Raw genomic sequence first — 18,012 nt, 5'->3', positions numbered from 1 at the left:
CATTTGTTGTTTAGAATAGAAATCTGAATGAACTTATAATGTTACCTTGGACCTTTTCTCGATCCTTCAGATTTTCCTGATTTGCCTGAACTATTTCCGGATGATGAATTGGATTTTCCTTTGGACCCACCACTACCAATGGCATCCATGATTGCGCCTCCAAAATTGGAATGATCCGGTTTTTCTTTCTGCCTCGGCATTTTCAAATCTGGTTGAGACGACCGTTCTTTATATGATCTTCTTTCCGAATCCGATGGACTGTAATTTCTATACCCCTCGGAAGTTCGTGGCCGCTCTGTGCGATGTGGCCTGAATTTAGATCTGTCGGAATTTCGTTCGTCTCTGTATTTTTCCGATCCTCCCATTTCCCTGTTCGGATTTCTGTCATAAACGCGATCATTTGCACGATCTGTTTTTTCAAATCCGGGTTTTTCACTTTCCAAAGTTCTGCCGGGATTTTGACTGCGTTCAGGTGTTCTGTCGTTGTATAATCTTCCATTTTGAACTTGCTCCCGAGGTGAATCTCCATCTGCGCTTCTGATAATCCTTCTGGGTGAAGCGGTTGTTCTTCCCGGATCGGCATTTACCCCTGCAGATTCCGTGATCACTCTTGGAGAAGGGTTGGTCAACCGAACCGGTCCTCTTTTGGAAGTGTTAGTGGTTCCAAATCGTCTGCTGCCATAATGATAGCCATATTTAGAACCGTGATCGTTGTGATGGGTGTTATTTCCGTAATAATAATGATCGCGGTGGTGATAATATGGAATTCCCCAATACCAATTATTCCAACCACCATAACCACCATAGGAATTCCAACCAAAACTGTTCCAGCCATAACACGCATCCCAGTGCGACCAGAATGGCCGGTATCGGTAGTAATTTGTCCACAGAATGGGACCCGTGTAAAAACTAAATCGCCAGGAACTTGAATAAATATCCCGGTCGTAATACCAGGGGTCAAAATCAAAAGGATCGTAGAAATATGAATGTGTGTAAAATGGATCGTAATAATTAAATCCATAAACAGGTCTGTGGAATCTTTTTATCCTCGACGTGTAATAGTAATCCTGATCTTCCCACTCTCCATATTCGTCGTCATAAGATTCATTGGGATCATAATAACGTTCATCCTTCGATTGATATCTGTCATCAGTACCGTTTTGATCTGATGAGTAATACCGCTGTTCAACATGCTCATCGTCCTTGTCGGGATCGTAATAAATGTCGTCAAATTGTGCCTGGATTCCCTGGGAAATGAAAGCCAGGAAAATCGCAATAAAAAGATTATTTGTGTTATTTTTCATAGTCCTGAATTTGAAGTGTTTGAATGAAAAACACTTATCAATAGCTAATTTATTACTTTTGCGGTTCAGCTTGGTTAAATTCCAATTAATATTTAACTGGAATACGTTAAACTTCATTAACAACCAGCGTTCCATCGATTATTTGATTGAAAATCAGCTACAAAGTTTAATATCATCTTATGGCAAAAGTGATTACATCGCGTTCAGAAGATTACTCCCAATGGTACAATGACATCGTTTACCGCTCAGGACTGGCCGATCAAAGTGCAGTCAGAGGCTGCATGGTGATCAAACCTCTGGGCTATGCGCTTTGGGAAAACATGCGAAACGTTCTCGACGGTATGTTTAAGGAAACAGGTCATGTCAATGCCTATTTTCCATTGTTTGTTCCGAAAAGTTTGTTTGAAGCCGAAGAGAAAAATGCGGAAGGTTTTGCCAAAGAATGTGCGGTCGTAACGCATTACCGGCTAAAAAATGATCCGAAGCAAAAAGGGAAACTCATGGTCGACCCGGAAGCTAAACTGGAAGAAGAGCTGGTGGTGCGGCCTACCTCTGAAGCCGTGATCTGGAATACTTACAGGGACTGGATTCAGTCTTACCGGGACCTGCCCATCCTCATTAATCAATGGGCCAATGTAGTTCGCTGGGAAATGCGTACGCGTCCGTTTTTGCGAACAACCGAATTCCTTTGGCAGGAAGGTCATACGGCTCATGCCACAGCAGCTGAAGCCATTGCTGAAGCAGAACAAATGCATGAAGTATATGCAAAATTTGCCGAAGAATACATGGCTATACCCGTTGTAAAAGGGTACAAAACAGCGAACGAACGTTTTGCCGGAGCAGAAGAGACGTATACCATTGAGGCCATGATGCAGGATGGAAAGGCCTTACAGGCAGGTACTTCGCATTTTCTTGGACAAAATTTTGCAAAAGCCTTTGAAGTCAAATACCTCACCGATCAAAACAAAGAAGAATATGTATGGGCCACTTCCTGGGGAGTCAGTACGCGCTTGATCGGAGCTCTGGTTATGGCTCATTCAGACGATGATGGACTGATTCTTCCACCCAGACTTGCTCCCGTGCAAGTGGTTATTGTTCCTATACCGAAACCTTCACCGGAATTAGAGCAGGCGGCCAATAAGCTCATGTCTGAACTCAAAGCAAGAGGAATTCGCTGCAACTACGACAAAGACGAAAAAAACCGTCCTGGCTTCAAATTTGCGGAACACGAATTGAAAGGTACTCCGGTTCGCGTAGGCATTGGTGCACGCGATCTCGAACAAGGCGTCTATGAAATTGCCAGAAGAGATACAAAAGAAAAATCTTCTGTTCCGGTTTCAGGTGCGGCGAACTACATCGAACAATTGCTTGCAGAAATTCAGCAAAATCTATACACCAGAGCGTTTGATTTTCGCCATTCTAACAGTTGTTCGTTAGATACCTGGGATGATTTTGTAAAAACACTTGAAGAAAAACCGGGTTTCATCTATGCACATTGGGATGGAACTTCCGAAACAGAAGAAAAAATAAAAGAACTGACCAAAGCCACCATTCGGTGCATTCCATTGGACGCGCAGGAAGAGGAAGGCAAATGTATTTATTCTGGTCAACCATCGCAGAGAAGAGTTTTGTTTGCGAAAGCGTATTAGGGAGGAAGGCTTGGAGCCATGGAGGCGTGGAGGCGTGGAGGCATGGAGGCATGGAGGCCAGGAGGCGTGGAGGCTCTCGATTATAAGTTTTATTGTCCTTTAATCAAGGAATTCGGGCATAGAATAAATACGGTCATTTAATTTAGGTAATTCATGATTAGAATATTTTTATAGCATTTAATATTGTTTTATTAATAAATTCAATATTATACTATGAGAGATTACACAAAAATCAAAGCATTTTTATTGGTAGATGAGCTTGTTGTTTTTGTATATCAGGTCACAAAAAAGTTTCCTGTCGAAGAAAAATTTGGACTTGCACAACAAATCAGGAGGGCAATGATTTCAGTCGCCTCCAATATAGTAGAAGGATGCTTTCGACAAAGCAAAAAAGAGTTGATTAGATTTTTGGAAATAGCCTATGCCTCCCTTAAGGAATCACATTATCAACTAAATGTATCTCTACGATTGGGTTATTTAGATTTAGAAACTTATGATCTAATTGACAAAAAAATGACAGAAGCTGAAAAAGTACTGGCATCCTATTACAAATTTCAAAAAAATGATTTGAAATATTAATTCCAAGTCCTCCAAGCCTACACGCCTTCATGCCTAAAAGCCCACAACCCTACAAGCCTACACGCCTACACGCCTCCACGCCTAAAAGCCTACATCCCTAAAAGCCTACATCCCTACAAGCCTAAAAGCCCTACAAGCCCTACATCCCTACAAGCCTATAAGCCTACAAGCCTACAAGCCCTACAAGCCTACATCCCTACAAGCCTAAATCCCTGCAAGCCCTTCATCCCTAAAAGCCTAAAAGCCTACATCCCTAAAAGCCTTACAAGCCTACAAGCCTACATCCCTACAAGCCTACAAGCCTACATCCCTAAAAGCCTACATCCCTAAAAGCCCTACAAGCCTACAAGCCTAAAAGCCTACAAGCCTACATCCCTACAAGCCTACATCCCTACAAGCCCTACATCCCTACAAGCCTACATCCCTACAAGCCTACAAGCCTCCTTGCCTCCCCCCTATTCCCCCTCCTTATAATATCGAATATCATTAATCGGCAAAAAATAATTCGGATGACAAGTGATGTAATCTTCCTTGATAAAAAAATCAATGCCCTTGAAACTAACAGCCTCCAGCGAAGGTTTAAGTTCCACCACGAAACGATGATTGCCATTTTGTTCATCTTTGATCAAAGTGGGCACATCGGGATAAATGGCATGGTGTACATAAACCTTGTCCAATTTTGTTTCTTCAAACCGGATGATGCCTTCCGAATCAGCTTTGGCTTCAATTGGCGTTTGTCCGATAAATCCAATGGCTTCTACGTAGGATCTAAAAAAATGATCGGGATGGTTGACTTTAATTTCGTAATGTGAACAATCGTTAGTTTGTGATGTGACCGTAAAATCTTCTCCGGCCTTTTTGTTGCTTTTCAGGTGAATGGTATCTCCGGATATTTCGTATGTCCCCTGGGCATAGCGATCCGAAGCACCGTAGGCATAACGGAATTCAAAACTTCCATCCTCCTGAAAGCGAAATGCAGCTGCCATATCGTGTACGCCCCGCAATGCATAAGTTCCCGATAACATGGTTTGAGATTTAATATTTATGAAAGTAAGAAGCAAGCACAAACTGATCCACGGAATTTTTCCGGACAACAAAAAGTGCAGGACATAAATCAGTGGCATACGCTTGTTTGATTTGATGAAATGTCTAGCGCTTAAGGTATTGATAGTTTCCATAATACGCCGCGATGAAGCAGGCTGTAGTCACCAGCACCAGCTCATCCACATCTGATGCATAATCCAGTGTCCAGTCCAGATAGTCGTACAAATAAGTATTGTAAATCAACAGCAATTCATGGTCACCCATTTGGAGTCGCCAGAGTTGTCCATCGGGATCGGGGTCCAGGGTAAAACTGTAGGTCTTGTCACCGTACTGCAGCCTCCAGGAATCAAACTGTTTGTTCCATGTAGGCTGAGCTGTAAGAAACTCATTATGAAGCCGGATTTCCCACTCGTCGGGACGGTTGCTCCACCTCAACTTAACACTCCCCGACCATTCCCCAATTCTCAGATCCCATTCGTCGAGCCGTCGTTCAAATGGCCAACGGGCATTTAAGTTTCCCAGAAAAGATTCATCCCTGTCCAGAAAGACCCATGAACGGAAATCACCTGGATTAGCGGTCTGGAAATATTGTATGCTTTGACTGTGAAGGTCATTTAAAATGAAGAGTCCGATGAAGAGCATCCACCGCATCAGAACGGAAGGTCGTCGTAATTGGTTTCTCCCGAAGCAAAGGGATCGGGAGATTCTTTATCGGCTACCAGATCTTGTCCTGCAGGTTCTGATCCGCCTGATCCTGCTTCTACCTTCCATGCCTGCAGATTGGTAAAATATTTACCCTGCCACTCGCGTCCCCTCAAATCAAAATGAACGGTCAGTTCGTCATTTTCATTAATCTTATCGATGATTCCACAGCGGTCCTGCACCAATTGAAACTTTACGTACTGAGGATATTGTTCTTGTGTGACGATGACAAATTCCCGTGTTTGAAAGCTGGCCGTTTTGCTTTCGATTTCCATTTTTTTAACCAGTTTACCATTGATTTGGTAGCTCATAATAGTCTTAAATTTGACTTCAAAAGTAGTCTATAAAATACATTCGTAATTACAAAAACTATGAAAACCTGGGATAAATTATTGAAAGTGGGTGATTTCTTATTGACTTCAATTTTTAAATTTGGAGTATGTTTTCATCTGGAATTATAAATTTAACCATACATTTTTTTATACATAAGCAATAAAAAATGATCAATGAACTATTCAACTGGTGCGTCGAACTCCTCGAAAACTGGGCAGCTGCCCTGGGAATGACTTACGAAGAAATCAACATCTGGATCTTCTGCATCATCGAACCCATTGTCTTTTTACTTATGCTGGGATACATCATTTACCTCCGCAAAAAGATCAACATACTAATTTCAAAGGAAACTGCTTAATACCCCCTCTCAGCATCGGAAAGGAGCTACGGATGAGGGTCTACACTCTCCAGATCGATAAGATTTTTCCGGCCCGGAGAAGGGTCGGGGGTGAGAAACAAAAAATCCCCCCCGGTAGCTTACGGGGAGGATTACTGTAATATGATAGTTAAACCTGAAGCCTTAATTTCCAATCATCACGAGTTTCATACTTTTAGTGTATTCTCCAGCTTCCAACTTTAAGAAATATACTCCAGGTCCGGACAATAACGACCTCTGTATCGTCAATGCATTTTGTCCTCCTCGGTAGTTTTCTTTATTTTTATAAATCACACTTCCATTCATGTCTGTAATGCTGTACTGTATCTCCATGGGTTTGCCCAGAAAAAATTGCAATCTGGTCTCCTGTGAAAACGGATTGGGAATGGGCTCACCGCATTCGAAAGTTTTGGTAGTTTGATCTCTTCCCTCCCTGATTCTCCAGGAAACAATCTCTGAATGTTCGTTGTACAATTCTGCCGAAATAATATCCGAATTGATATCAATCGCATCGATGTCTCCAGCTGCTAACGGTTGTTCGTATTCGAGATAAAACAACACATCTCCTTTGTTGATCCGTACATCCGATTCGCCATTCCAGGAAACCAATAAATAGCCATTACTTTCGTATTTCCAACCCAGCTGCTCCTGTCCAATGGGCAACACTCCTCCAGAAAGTCCGTTCAAGGAAGAACCATTTTTCAGAAAACGGAGACTGAATTGCATACCTCTGATGTTCATATCGGATTCAGCAACAATGGCAACCCTGTTTTCGCCGGATATCCTTTCCTTTGTACATTCCAAAACAAGCTTCGACCGGGTTTCAATACTGTGAAATCCATTCCAGGTCGTCTGGCTGACATCGCCCACTTTTACACCGCGGAAATCCATATACATCATGTCTCCCGCCAGTCCGGAGACCGTATACTCCTCTGAAAATGGCTCGTACCAGGGATCATCCGAAACCGGAAATTTGTAATTGGCTTCGATAAATTTCCAGCTCAGATTATTCTTATACCTCGCATCGATACCCAAAACCAATTTTCGAATGGCCGCTATATCTGCAGACGTAACTCTTTTATCTCCCGTAACATCCGCAGCCAGATAATGCCAGGGCGAATCAAAAGATTCGAGTCCGAGAATATGCCTTTGAATTTTTACGATATCAAGAGTTGTAACTCCTTCGAGATATTCGAGATCCATCACAGGAGAAATTTTATACCAGTCGCCGACAGGCAGATTCTCAAATAAAAATTTACCCTGATTAAAATCCCTGATTACGGTTCCTGCAGGAGACTGCAGTTTCATGCGTACATTTCCGACAGGCTGATCGTACGGAGTAATCAGCAAGCCACCAACATCCGCTGTAAAATTTCCAGTATTACAAATGTTGTTGTTGTCCTGTATCGTGATCGTCGTAAAACAATGATCCTGCAAACCTGTCAACTGATCGGTTACCCACAAGGCCACGCGATGCATGCCCAGACTATCACATCCGTAACGAATATACCTGTCGAATGTATCTCTGCTAAACGATAACGTCACCGGATTGCCACAAAACTGATAACTTCCTTTGTCGACGTCAGCTGCCCAGATGTCGATGAACTTTTCAAGCCTGCCATCGCCATTTGTATCCACCGCCATGATGTTGACGCTGATGCCGCTTAAACAATAAGCTGTAGGGGCTTTGCAATTGAGGATATCTACAAATTGTGTACAAACAATCGGATTACCGCATTGGTCTTCCCAGATCCACAGAAATCTGTGATGTCCAATGGGCAATTCACCATGAAAGCGAATCCTGTTGCCCAATTGTGTATAGACACTATCGAAATAACCATCATTGTGCAAATCGATTTTAAATGAACTGCGTAAAAGATCATTTGGAGTGCAATCATCCACGGCTTCATGGGTCAGATCTACCAGTTCTTTCAAACATTCCTGGTCACTGATGCATAAACGGACTGGTTCGCAGTCGTCCTGAATTTTAGGAGGAAGCCTGTTGTGAACTTTGATCACCTGTTCGTGATGCCAGCTCGGACAAACGGTTTGCCCGGATTGTGAATCGTAATAACATTGACACCAGTCAATGACTTTCCATTTCCGCAAAATCTTATAACACAGAGCCGTATCCTGTACATAATTAAACTGATGATCTTCAAAACTAACGCCGATCAACGAACACTCGTTATCTGCAAATCTCGGATACCCGTATTCTACCGGCAGATTGGCAGGATCGACTTCTGCACCACAGGAGTTGATTTCAAAATCCAATGGCCAGACAATGTCGGTCGAATCGAATGGATCGTAGTCATAAATATCAATGCGTTGACGACAGGAATCATAACGGTTCATGTTGTCGCGCACGACAAAGACTCTTTCGATATAACCCAATCCGCATTGATTCAAAAAGGAATCCACATATTCGTGCATGTGGACAACACAATTATCATAATAATCAGCAACACCAAAACGATGTTTTAAATCGATCGTGTCGTTGTGTTTCGAACAAGTGATGCGGTAATCATGCGGACAGTTGATCACAGGTGGGGTTTTATCCTGCACTTCCACGTTGACCATACAATCGTTTACATTGCCGTGTTTGTCGACGACTCTGAAAATCACCATGACTTCCTTTCCGGCATCTTCACAGCAAAATTCTACATAGGGTCTGAAGAATGTATCTCTTATATTGCAGGGTTCTCCATCGTCCATACGCCTCACCAGGAAACTATCGATATGACAATCGTCATAAGATCCATCATCAAAAACATGAGCTGGAATTTGCACCAAGTCATCCCTCGTCAATGTGACCACAGTATTTTGCTGACATACCGCAACCGGAGGCGTTCTATCAAAGACCTCAATATGAACATGGCAGGTATCTGCATTGTAGCAATTGTCCCGGGCTATATAAACGACATCGTTTAGTCCGGGTTTTAATTTTATGTAACCACCATTGGAATTCTTTAAAATTCCACCGGGATAATCAATATCGACAAAAATGCTATCCTGACAATCATCCTGTACTTCGATCTCAGGCATCCATACGTTTGCTTCGCACTGGTAGCCACCCGAAGTTGTCACTGTGAAATCATAGGGACAATGCAAATGCGGGGCTTTGGTATCTAAGATTTCAATCGTCTGCGGATGCGTCCTGATCACGGCGGTGTTGCACCACCATTCGACAACTTTCCACAACCGGATAATTTTCTTTTTGCAGGGCAAATCTACAACCACCATGTCTTCGTAATTCGTAGACAAGTTGCAATAAAACAAATAGGATGGCCACAACGACAAACTATCGACACGGGGCACGCCGGTTACATAAGGATGCGGGTTGCCATTGGCATCTGTGAGAAAACCGGAATTGCATTCCAGATGACAATCGTTGGCCTTCACAAAATTCTTAGGATATTCAATAGAATCAATGGGAATCCTCTTCATCCAAAACATGGTTGTACATATTTTGCCCAGATTTCCCAGATTGTCGCGGCCCTGCCAGTATCTGTAAACCTTTTTTATAAAATGTGAATCGCAATTGTAATGATCGATATGCTCCCCTAAGAAAGTTATTGTTGGGTTGGGATCGCAATTATCGTAAAATACCGGAGTACTCAATGCCATCGTATCGTTGCAATAAATCGTATCTTCTCTGCAAACGATAACAGGACCAAACTTGTCTTCAATATAAAGTTTGCTCCAGCAAGCATTTTTACTCACAGAATCATACACCATTCCAATAATTTCCTTTTGCATATAGTCTCCTGTTGCATAAGGACTGCTTGGCAATTTTTTCATGTAATGATCCAGTACATCGACTCTGAATTTTGCACCTGGGCAATCACTCGGACTACCGGTAAGCAACATTTCGGGAAAAATTTCGGCACGGCAGGAGTCTCCAAGAGAAACATTTACCTTTCCTCTGCAGGCCAGTTGGCATTGTGCCAGAGCAGAATCCAAACTAACAAATGTTAGGAACAGGAAAAGACAGATGGCCTTTCCCGGAAGAATGGAGGAAGAGTACCCCGAGGGGCGTAGTTTTCTTACTCCGAAACCAGCTACTGTTTTCGGTTGCATTGCTTTTAGGTTTAAGTGTGAGCCTGTCTGGAATTTTTAATAAAAATTCCATGGGGCCTAATCAATTACAGTTAAAATTTTCCGGAATGCGAAAGCTTCAGAAATCCGCACGACGGTTGTTTCCTGGAAGGACTATTAAAAGGGTATACTTAAACCCACTCCGGGACCGGAGCTTCTTCAGGTAGGTGGTTGATATATATATAAGAAATACTTATATATGATGCAAATATATATAGGACTATTATATATATTCAAATTATATATATAAAATTTTAATATATTTTTATTTTATATATATAACATCTTGATAAAGTGAAATTTCAATGACTGTGCGTGCTGTCAGAATGATCGTGATTGTGCTCCTGCTCATCGGGCTCGTCCAGATTTTCATTCAAAACGTAGTCCATACCACAGACCGGGCATACCCCTGGTTGGTCTGATCCGCTCCCTTTGCAAAACATCGGACAAATGTATTTACTTGTGTATTCGGGACCACTGGTGTCCACCTTTTCCATTTTAGCCGGCGCTGGTTCTTCAGCTTTAGGTTTGCATTGCATAAATAAAGCAGAAACTGCTGCTATTGCCATCAAAAAGAATAAAATAGATATTTTTTGCTTCATGATCATAAAGTTGTGGTGTAAAGTTAGGCATTTTGAGGCAATGATTCGCCTCATCCCCTGCCCTTCCTTACGCCCGTGGAGAAGGGAGCGATCCCGTTTCCCGAAATACTTTTTTTTATTTCCCCTCTCCAAAATGGAGAGGGGTTAGGGGTGAGGCAAACTCTTCTTTAGAACCTCAAACACCCTCCTCTCAAAACTCCCTCCATCTTTAATTATTTCTTCGTTTGTGAATCTTAATACACGAACACCAAAACTCTCAAATACGGAATCTCTGTATAAATCGTATGCTTTTTGGAAGGCATGAATTCCTCCATCAATCTCTATTGCCAATTTTAAGCTACAGCAATAAAAATCTACAATAAATCTAGTTTTACGGGACGATAACAAATCGATTTGAAAGGCAACCTGTCTTCGAAATTTCAAATTCATAAACCTCCTATCTCTGACTTTTTCCCATACGATTTTCTCAGCTGTTGTCTGATTTCGCCTCAATCTTCTGCTTAACTCTGTAATACTCATAGCAACGTAAATGTATTCCAGTCATACTTCAAAATTTTTGTAAATTATTTATACACTACTGGTTTTTATTAGGCTCTAACTTTTACTTATTAAATAAGCCATCCCCTGCCCTTCTCCACGTCCGTGGAGAAGGGAGCGTTCCCGTTTCCCGAAATACTTTTTTTTATTCCCCTCTCCATAATGGAGAGGGGTTAGGGGTGAAGTTCTCCTCATCCCCCGTTTCCCGAAATACTTTTTTTTATTTCCCTCTCCATAATGGAGAGGGGTTAGGGGTGAAGTTCTCCTCATCCCCCGTTTCCCGAAATACTTTTTTTTATTCCCCTCTCCATAATGGAGAGGGGTTAGGGGTGAGGTGAATTATCCTACTCGTGATGCAATACATTCATAATCTGCTCCCCATGTTTACCAGATACCACCGGATAAATGATCGCATGAATTTTCAAATCTTTATTCAGAATAATGGTCGTTCGGTGAATTCCTTCATAAACACGACCCATAAATTTCTTCAAACCGAAAATTCCCAATCTCTTTGCAAGTGCATGATCCTGGTCAACGACAAGTGGAAAAGGAAGCTGATATTTTTCAATAAATCGCTTATGTTTTTTTTCGTCATCCGGACTTACTCCAAGTGTGTAAATGTTTTTTTTCGCCAGCATTTCATAAGAATCCCTGAGATTGCAGGCCTGTTTGGTGCATGTAGGCGAATCGTCCTCCGGATAAAAAAATAAGGCGATCCAGTGTGATTTCAGTGTTTTTAATTTCAAATAGGTCCCATCCTGAATAAGTAATTCTGAAACTGGAAACAAATCGCCAACCTGAACTCTGATTGGAGGTGGGTATTCTTCTTTTTTATTTTGTTTCAACATGCTTACAAAACAAAAGAACCGTTGTAGACTCTCTCATTGCCAACCTGGTCGCGGACCAACACCTTGTAGCGATGTTTTCCTTTGCTCAGCCAGGGTTCAAAACGATGAATAAGTAACGCAGATTTTTTATCGTATTCCATGATCACCCACTGGTCATCAATGTAAGCTTCATAAGCCAGATCGGGCATCTCCTTGCTCGTTGTGAAATTATCTGAAATGCGAAATTTCAGTGCAGTCCATTTGTGGCTTTTCTTTTTAGGTGCCAATACACTGAGTTTGGGTGCAACGGTGTCTAACATGATTGTAAACGGCCCTAACGAACGGGCGTTAGCTTTGAGGAATTCCCCATCCCACACACCACCAACATTCATAAATCCTTTGCCCATTTTTAATGCAACGACGCATTTGGATTTTAATTCTTCGGGTACCTTCTTATTCGGTTTAAGACGGACTCCCAGGGGAAAATGCAAAAGTCCGTTATATGGAGCTAATCCTGCGAATCCACTGAATGCGTATTTATGCAAATGGGGGGTTTCCTTTACTTCGCAATGAAAATCTTCATAAACGGATCCTTCGCGAAAACTAAAAGAGGCATAGGCTCCTGACAGATTTTTTTCGCGATCGTAAAATATAGTATCCTTGTAAATTGACTTGCGCAATTTGGGTATATAGTTTGCTTTTCGCAATTTAAATTCCAGTAAACTCGAATTTCCGCTGCCATCAGCAACCTCAAGTTTAACATCGTGTGGAGTACTGTCTACCATAGGAATAAATCCTCGGCATGCTTTGGCATCGTATAGGCCCAGACAATTGCCACGCAATAGATAACAACGGTGAAATTTTCCTCTACCGTGTTTTCCACCTCCATGATCGATGTGTGCGTTGATATATTTTGTATCCGACCTCTTCCATTTATCCGCAATAAACTGGTAATGCATTTCTCCATCCACATCCATTTGCAGGGATTTGATTCCTGTTACAAAATGCGACTGGTCAGTATAATCCATCGCATCTACCGAAATGCTGAACGACTCACCCGGCACATGAAATGGAATCGTAGTTCTTTCCAAAACGGAACGGGGAAAAATCTTTTGATAAACTTCATGCCCTTCGCGGTCGTATCCCGTTACTTTGACCCTTCTGATTTGAGGACGTCTGTTGTCTTCAATCGGAAATCCAAACAACAAGGGATCCCAGACCTCTTCACCCCTTGCATCGCGCAATTCAAAATGCAAATGTTTGCCCCGACTGGCTCCTGTGTTGCCCATGTAGGCAACAAATTCACCTTGTTCAACCGGAAACTCACCAGGTGAAAAAGTGATCTCCACCTGAAACTGTTTCTGGTTTATTTGCTCCTGCCTGATTATGTTTTCGAGGTCCGGTCTGAATTTATTCAAATGTGCATACACCGAAACCAGTCCCTGAGGGTGACTGATGTATAATGTTTTTCCTAAATCTTCTGCATCGATGATGATCTTCGAAATGTACCCATCTGCAACAGCAAGAATATCGTCACCATCCACACCTCTGGAAGAACGAACGTCAATTCCGGCATGAAAATGATTGTGTCTGAGTTCCCCGAAACTTCCGGATATTGATACGTCATTGCGAACAGGTGCCGCTAATTGAATTGAGCCGGGCACAACCCTGATGGTCCGATCGTCCATTGTAAATGCAAAACTGACCCCGAGGATGACCCACAAGATTCTTTTCATACCTGCTACTTCTTAAGGACTGCAAAAATAAAATCCCGTGCGACTTCTACGGCTTCTTCCGGTGTTAAAATCAGGGATTTTAATTTTTTTTCCGTCTCTGCCATAAAATTGCTGATTTCCTGACGGGCTGCAATCGAATTCCAGGTTTCCTGTTGCAATAATTGCTTGAAAGAAGTGGTGAGTTGCTCATTTCTATTCTTAAACATATAACCATTTTCTTTAATATGTTTATGAAAAGATTGGATCTGGTCCCACAGTAAATCCAGTCCGATCTTGACTTGCGAACTTACTGGGATTACGAATCTTTGATATCCACTTGGTCTGGGTTCCAATAGTTGAATAGCGACCGTTAAATCTCTGATAGCATGGATCACTCCAGGGTCTTTAGGCAAATCCGCTTTGTGAACCACAAGGATATCTGCCCATTCCATGATTCCTTTCTTAATTCCCTGCAGTTCATCGCCCGAACCCGGTAAATGCAACAATAAAGTCAAATCGACCATCGTAGATACCAGATATTCTGTTTGCCCTACACCGGTGGTTTCGATAAAAATATAGTCATAACCTCCAGCTTCACATAACCGTATGCATTCTCTGGTCCGACCCGAGATCCCCCCCCACTGACTCCCTGTCGGGCTAGGGCGGATGTAGGCATTTGAAGATTGTGACAATTCCTGCATTCTGGTCTTATCTCCCAAAAGACTTCCTTTTGTCAAATTTGAACTCGGATCGATGCTAAGTACGGCAAGTTTGTATCCTTGAGCAACTATAATTTGTCCCAAAGCTTCAATTAAACTGCTTTTTCCAACGCCGGGAGGACCGGTAATTCCAACCCTGAGAGAATTTCCATCATCTTTAAGCAACTTTAATAGCTGTACTGCTTCAACGCGGTCTTCGGCTTTTTGGCTTTCAATTAATGTAATGGCTTTAGACAGACTTTGCCTGTTGCCAGACTGAATCTCCTGAATCCATCTACTTAAAAGATTGGTAGATAACAATACAATAAAATTTAATATATAATCAATTATAATTCAATACAAAAATATATAAAAAATAGAAATTCACACCAAATTTTCCCATTTCTAAAATACTTAAATCGAGCTTTAAAAAAAGTTTCCCTTAGTTTCTCCATAGGTATTGTCGGTCCCTTCCAAATCTGAAATTCAAGATGTCGCGATTACTGTTTAATAATCTTCACTACTTAGTTCAACAAAGCCGTTCAATTCGTGTTACTTTTGTGTTCTTTTAACACACTATCAATCAAATTATTAATGCCTTTACACAAAGTCTATTTGGACAATAACGCTACCACTCCCTGCGATCCCCGGGTAGTTGAAGCCATGTTGCCTTATTTTTTTGAACATCACGGCAATGCCGCCAGCAGGAGCCATCCTTATGGTTGGGAAGCAGAAGCCGCAGTTGATCTCGGACGTCAACGAATAGCTGATTTGATCGGAGCTGATGAAAAGGAGATCATTTTTACCAGCGGTGCAACAGAAGCTGATAATCTGGCAATAAAGGGGGTTTTCGAAATGTATGGACGCAAAGGCAAACACATCGTGACCACCAAAACAGAACACAAAGCTGTTTTAGATACCTGCCATGCACTTGAAAAGAAAGGTGCTGAAATTACTTTTCTCGATGTGGAACAAGATGGAATTCTCGATCTAAAAAAATTGGAAGAGGCAATAAGGCCTGATACGATCTTGGTTTCTGTCATGTGGGCAAACAACGAGACAGGAGTCATCCAACCGATGAAGGAAATAGGAGCTATCTGCGAAAGAAAAGGTGTTTTGCTCATGAGCGATGCCACACAAGCCGTAGGAAAAATCCCAACCTATCCTCGGGAAAACGGAATTCATCTGATGGCATTTACTGCACATAAAATGTATGGACCCAAGGGTGTTGGGGCTCTGTATGTGAGTCGCAAGAATCCTCGCGTGAAAGTAACTGCCCAAATGGATGGAGGTGGACACGAAAGAGGAATGCGTTCTGGTACGCTGAACGTTCCCGGAATTGTTGGTTTTGGAAAGGCAGCCGAAATTGCGAAAAATGAAATGGCAACTGAATCACAACGCCTGAGTAAGTTGAGAGACCGGCTCGAAACCGGACTGAAAAAACTGGAAGAAGTTTACATCAATGGCAATGTCGAACATCGCATGCCCCATGTAACCAATATGTCCTTTAAACATGTGGAAGGTGAGGGATTGATGATGACTTTCAATCAGGACATCGCAGTATCTTCGGGTTCTGCTTGTACTTCAGCTTCATTAGAACCCAGTTATGTGCTGGTTGCTTTGGGTTTGGGAGATGACCTGGCTCATTCATCGCTAAGACTGTCACTGGGTCGTTTTAGTACGGAAGAAGACGTCGATTATGCTATCGAAGCCATTTCAAAAGGTGTCAACCACATGAGAGAATTGTCTCCTATATGGGAAATGTACAAAGATGGGGTTGATCTCAGCAAAATTGAATGGTCGGCCCATTAACGGGAACTTCAGACCTTGTATGGTAGTTATAATTTTATCAGTCTAAACACAATATATATGGCCTATTCAGAAAAAGTTCTAGATCACTTCAAACACCCCAAAAATGTGGGCACATTAGATAAAAACGATCCCACGGTGGGTACTGGTTTGGTAGGTGCACCTGAGTGCGGTGATGTCATGCGTCTGCAAATCAAAGTCAATCCCGATTCTGGGATTATCGAAGAAGCAAAATTTAAAACATTTGGTTGCGGTTCTGCTATTGCTTCTTCTTCTTTAGCGACAGAATGGTTGAAAGGAAAAAGCCTCGATGAAGCCATGAGCATCGATAACATGGATATCGTTGAAGAGCTGGCATTACCTCCGGTTAAAATTCATTGCAGCGTATTGGCCGAAGACGCTATAAAGAGTGCTATAAAAGATTACAAGCAGAAAAATTCATGATCTTCGTTGGACCCAGTGCAAAACAAAAAATCGAAGAGATCCGGAAAACTTCCGGACTGGATGAAAGTTATTTTATACGCGTATCCGTTACCAGCGGTGGATGCAGTGGCTTGAGTTATAAAATGGATTTCGACAATGAGACTCTTACCAACGATCAGGTTTTCGAAGACAATGGCGAAAAAATAGTTACGGACCTGAAATCATTTCTTTATTTATTCAATTCAACCCTTGAGTTTTCTGACGGCCTTCAAGGCAAAGGATTTTATTTCAACAATCCCAACGCTTCCCGCACCTGCGGTTGTGGCGAAAGCTTTGCAGTTTAAGCATTAGAAGTATTGGACGATTCGACGGTTCGACGGTTCGACGGTTCGACGGTTCGACGTTTCGACGTTTCGACGTTTCGACGTTTCGACGTTTCGACGTTTCGACGTTTCGACGTTTCGACGTTTCGACGTTTCGACGTTTCGACGTTTAGGAAAATCTTATTTAAGAACTAAAAGTTCCTTTAAATTAAAATTAAATATATTTTTTGAAATTCTCTATTCATATGTCACCCCTACTGGGCTGGATTTTAATGATATTTCCATTCCCTATTAATATGCCACCCCTACGGGGCTGGAATTTGGTTAAATTAATGTTCCTGTAATCTTTATATAATCGCAATTTTCTATACCCTCACTCCGCGCTTTCTGCTTATCGCTTTGCGCTTTAAGCTTCTTATCCATTCCCTATTAATAAGCCACCCCTACGGGGCTGGAATTTGGTTAAATTAATGATCCTGCAATCTTTATATAATCGCAATTTTCTTCCCGACATAAAGGTGATGTATTTCTATTTCAGCAATTTCATGTCGGGACCCAATCACTCCGCGCTTTCTGCTTATCGCTTTACGCTTTAAGCTTCCTATCCATTCCCTATTAATATGCCACCCCTACGGGGCTGGATTTAGATTAATCTAATATGCCTAAATGCTTTATGCATTCTCTATTTATATGTCGCCCCTACGGGGCTGGAATTTGGTTAAATTAATGTTCCTGTAATCTTTATATAATCGCAATTTTCTTCCCGACATAAAGGTGATGTATTTCTATTTCAGCAATTTCATGTCGGGACCCAATCTCTATTAATATGTCGCCCCTACGGGGCTGGATTTATTATATTTCCATTCTCTATTAATATGTCGCCCCTACGGGGCTGGAATTTGGTTAAATTAATGTTCCTAAATGCTATTCATCCATTCTCTATACTCAATACTCTATACTCCATTCTCTATACTCCATTCAAAAACCTCTTTG

Annotated in this window: 16 protein-coding genes; 6 read left to right on the top strand and 10 right to left on the bottom strand. The window is 41.9% G+C overall.

Going from position 1 to position 18,012, the window contains the following annotated elements:
• Positions 1-41: 41 nt before the first annotated feature.
• Complete coding sequence (locus IPM34_05260; protein ID MBK8954951.1) at positions 42-1,304, bottom strand: hypothetical protein; 1,263 nt, start codon at positions 1,302-1,304, stop codon at positions 42-44.
• Positions 1,305-1,483: 179 nt separating this feature from the next.
• On the opposite strand from IPM34_05260, the gene IPM34_05255 reads away from it, so the two are divergent.
• Positions 1,484-2,953: a proline--tRNA ligase gene (locus IPM34_05255; protein ID MBK8954950.1), complete on the top strand. Its 1,470-nt coding sequence runs from the start codon at positions 1,484-1,486 to the stop codon at positions 2,951-2,953.
• A 213-nt stretch (positions 2,954-3,166) separates the two neighbouring features.
• On the top strand, positions 3,167-3,532 hold the full coding sequence (locus IPM34_05250; protein MBK8954949.1) for a four helix bundle protein: 366 nt from the start codon (positions 3,167-3,169) through the stop codon (positions 3,530-3,532).
• Positions 3,533-3,987: 455 nt separating this feature from the next.
• Here IPM34_05250 and IPM34_05245 read toward each other — a convergent pair whose 3' ends face one another.
• The 3 genes from IPM34_05245 to IPM34_05235 are packed head-to-tail and all read right to left on the bottom strand — an operon-like array spanning position 3,988 to position 5,589.
• Entirely contained in the window at positions 3,988-4,656 is a 669-nt protein-coding gene (locus tag IPM34_05245; protein ID MBK8954948.1) for a hypothetical protein, read from the bottom strand.
• A 25-nt stretch (positions 4,657-4,681) separates the two neighbouring features.
• The gene (locus IPM34_05240; GenBank protein MBK8954947.1) at positions 4,682-5,227 is read right to left on the bottom strand and encodes a hypothetical protein; all 546 of its coding nucleotides are present in this window, start codon (positions 5,225-5,227) and stop codon (positions 4,682-4,684) included.
• Complete coding sequence (locus tag IPM34_05235; GenBank protein MBK8954946.1) at positions 5,227-5,589, bottom strand: DUF3127 domain-containing protein; 363 nt, start codon at positions 5,587-5,589, stop codon at positions 5,227-5,229. Before IPM34_05235 ends, IPM34_05240 begins: the two co-directional genes overlap by 1 nt.
• Before the next feature lie 188 nt (positions 5,590-5,777).
• On the opposite strand from IPM34_05235, the gene IPM34_05230 reads away from it, so the two are divergent.
• Entirely contained in the window at positions 5,778-5,969 is a 192-nt protein-coding gene (locus tag IPM34_05230) for a hypothetical protein (protein MBK8954945.1), read from the top strand.
• A 162-nt stretch (positions 5,970-6,131) separates the two neighbouring features.
• On the opposite strand, the gene IPM34_05225 is transcribed toward IPM34_05230, so the two are convergent.
• From IPM34_05225 to meaB, 6 genes are all read right to left on the bottom strand, one after another.
• Positions 6,132-10,067: a T9SS type A sorting domain-containing protein gene (locus tag IPM34_05225; protein MBK8954944.1), complete on the bottom strand. Its 3,936-nt coding sequence runs from the start codon at positions 10,065-10,067 to the stop codon at positions 6,132-6,134.
• Positions 10,068-10,387: 320 nt separating this feature from the next.
• Positions 10,388-10,687, bottom strand: a complete 300-nt coding sequence (locus IPM34_05220) for a hypothetical protein (GenBank protein ID MBK8954943.1) — start codon at positions 10,685-10,687, stop codon at positions 10,388-10,390.
• Between the two features lie 144 nt (positions 10,688-10,831).
• Positions 10,832-11,206 (bottom strand): DUF559 domain-containing protein, encoded by a 375-nt coding sequence (locus IPM34_05215; protein MBK8954942.1) that lies wholly within the window; start codon positions 11,204-11,206, stop codon positions 10,832-10,834.
• Positions 11,207-11,568: 362 nt separating this feature from the next.
• The gene (locus tag IPM34_05210) at positions 11,569-12,072 is read right to left on the bottom strand and encodes a peroxiredoxin (protein ID MBK8954941.1); all 504 of its coding nucleotides are present in this window, start codon (positions 12,070-12,072) and stop codon (positions 11,569-11,571) included.
• 2 nt (positions 12,073-12,074) lie between these two features.
• Positions 12,075-13,787 (bottom strand): M23 family metallopeptidase, encoded by a 1,713-nt coding sequence (locus IPM34_05205; protein ID MBK8954940.1) that lies wholly within the window; start codon positions 13,785-13,787, stop codon positions 12,075-12,077.
• A 5-nt stretch (positions 13,788-13,792) separates the two neighbouring features.
• Positions 13,793-14,785: a methylmalonyl Co-A mutase-associated GTPase MeaB gene (meaB, locus tag IPM34_05200; GenBank protein MBK8954939.1), complete on the bottom strand. Its 993-nt coding sequence runs from the start codon at positions 14,783-14,785 to the stop codon at positions 13,793-13,795.
• A gap of 273 nt (positions 14,786-15,058) precedes the next feature.
• Between meaB and IPM34_05195 the strand changes: the two genes are divergently transcribed.
• The 3 genes from IPM34_05195 to IPM34_05185 are packed head-to-tail and all read left to right on the top strand — an operon-like array spanning position 15,059 to position 17,040.
• Positions 15,059-16,276, top strand: a complete 1,218-nt coding sequence (locus IPM34_05195) for an IscS subfamily cysteine desulfurase (protein ID MBK8954938.1) — start codon at positions 15,059-15,061, stop codon at positions 16,274-16,276.
• Positions 16,277-16,333: 57 nt separating this feature from the next.
• Entirely contained in the window at positions 16,334-16,717 is a 384-nt protein-coding gene (gene iscU / locus IPM34_05190) for a Fe-S cluster assembly scaffold IscU (protein ID MBK8954937.1), read from the top strand.
• Positions 16,714-17,040 (top strand): iron-sulfur cluster assembly accessory protein, encoded by a 327-nt coding sequence (locus IPM34_05185; protein ID MBK8954936.1) that lies wholly within the window; start codon positions 16,714-16,716, stop codon positions 17,038-17,040. The genes iscU and IPM34_05185 overlap by 4 nt, the downstream gene beginning before the upstream one ends.
• Positions 17,041-18,012 lie beyond the last annotated feature (972 nt).

This window comes from Saprospiraceae bacterium, from assembly GCA_016716185.1.
GTDB lineage: Bacteria > Bacteroidota > Bacteroidia > Chitinophagales > Saprospiraceae > Vicinibacter.
The sequence above is the reverse complement of the archived record's forward strand: the minus strand, read 5'-3'. Positions and strand labels throughout refer to the sequence as shown.